This is a genomic window from Bacteroides sp. NSJ-48, assembly GCF_014287405.1.
Lineage (GTDB): Bacteria > Bacteroidota > Bacteroidia > Bacteroidales > Bacteroidaceae > Bacteroides > Bacteroides stercoris.
On sequence record NZ_JACOOD010000102.1, the window covers coordinates 1 to 1,719 of the forward strand.

General features: G+C 47.5%; 2 protein-coding genes and 1 pseudogene. All 3 read left to right on the plus strand.

Translation table 11 applies throughout. From position 1 onward, the window contains the following. On the plus strand, positions 1–537 hold a 537-nt coding region (locus tag H8S52_RS19595; RefSeq protein ID WP_186910404.1), incomplete at its 5' end, for a site-specific integrase. A gap of 12 nt (positions 538–549) precedes the next feature. Beyond that, positions 550–933, plus strand: a complete 384-nt coding sequence (locus tag H8S52_RS19600; protein WP_118305415.1) for a hypothetical protein — start codon at positions 550–552, stop codon at positions 931–933. Positions 934–1,210: 277 nt separating this feature from the next. Then, positions 1,211–1,719, plus strand: a pseudogene (locus tag H8S52_RS19605) (helicase); the annotation flags it as partial.

Below are 1,719 nucleotides of genomic sequence, written 5' to 3' on the forward strand. Positions count from 1 at the left end.
ATCAAAAGAATCATGGCGCACGAGTTTGACAACCCCACCCTCGCATTGGTGCGAGACCTGTTCATTTTCGCCTGCTTCACCGCCTTGTCTTTCGTGGATATGAAAGAACTCACAACGGACGAAATAGTGGAGGTGAACGGTGAGAAATGGATATTGTCGAAACGGCACAAGACAAATGTCCCGTTCCAAGTGAAGCTGCTGGATATTCCCTTGCAGATAATCGAACGGTACAAGTATCTGTCGGAAGACAGGCTGGTTTTCGGGAAAATCAACTATTGGACGATGTGCAAACAACTGAAAAAGGTAATGGCGGAATGCGGAATAGAGAAGCAAATCTCCTACCATTGCGCACGTCATACATTTGGAACACTGGCTCTTAGCAAGGGGATGCCCATTGAAAGCGTGAGCCGTGTTCTGGGACACACGAACATTGTCACGACTCAAATCTATGCGAAGATAACCACACAGAAACTTGACAATGACCTGACGATGTTCGGCAACAAGCTGAACGCATCGTTCGGAAATGTAACCCCATAACCAAGCATAGCCATGAAACGAAGCATCATCACAACGGACGGCAACGGCAACATCACCTTGCCGACCGACATTAGCGCAACCGCCATGAGCGAATGGGAACTTTGCGCCCTGTTCGGAGTAACCGCCCCGACATTCCGTGCAGGGCTGAAAGCTCTTTGCAAGAGCGGAATTTTAAGGGAATACGGGATAAGGCGAAGCATACAGGTATCCGATAATTGCTGTATGGAGGTTTACAACCTTGAAGCGATAGTTGCCCTTGCTTTCCATATCGGCACATTCGGAGCCGAAAGGGTACGCAATGCCGTTCTTGAAAGACTGTACCTGCGAAAAGAGAAAACAAGCATCTTCTTCTCGCTGAATACCAACGGTATATCCAAATCCGAATACTTCTCGTAGCTGAATGACTGACGTAATTCACTCGGTAAGTCAGTAATTCATTAAGTCAGTATGACAGCACGACAGACGCTCTGTTTTTTTCTCCCGAAAAGCGTAATCCGACATTCGCTTTTCGGGAGTTTTTCCGTTTGCGCAACCCGTTTCCTGTCCCAGACCATTGAAAGTTTTTGTTTCGGGGGCTATTTGTCACCATTCTGCTGTGTTTTGCATAACAACCTATCCGATAATTGATTATATTTTTGCAGCTGGTAATTTTCAAACTTAAAACCATTTGATTATGTCAGCTATCGAACAACAAGACAGCCACAGACCGCCATCGGATGGCGGCATGGCAAAGGAAGAATTTATCCGTGTCGGAACAACGCTCTACAAGATTGTGGAGCAACCGAAACTGAACGGAGGGTACGTGAGGAAACGTATCGCATGGAACAACGAGACCCTGCGACAGGATTACGGCAAGGATTACATCGGCAGCGTTCCCAAGTATGACGGCTTCTGCACAGTACCCGAACACATCGGCTACCGTTCCGTGGTCGGCAAATTCCTTAACCTCTACGAACCGATAGACCATGTACCCCGACAAGGGGATTTCCCCTCTATCCGTTCATTGCTGCATCACATCTTCGGGGAACAATACGAGTTGGGGATGGACTATCTGCAACTGCTCTACCTGCAACCGATTCAGAAGTTGCCTATCCTGCTGTTGGTGTCGGAAGAACGCAACACGGGCAAAAGCACCTTCCTGAACTTTCTGAAAGCCCTTTTTCAGAACAATGTGACTTTCAA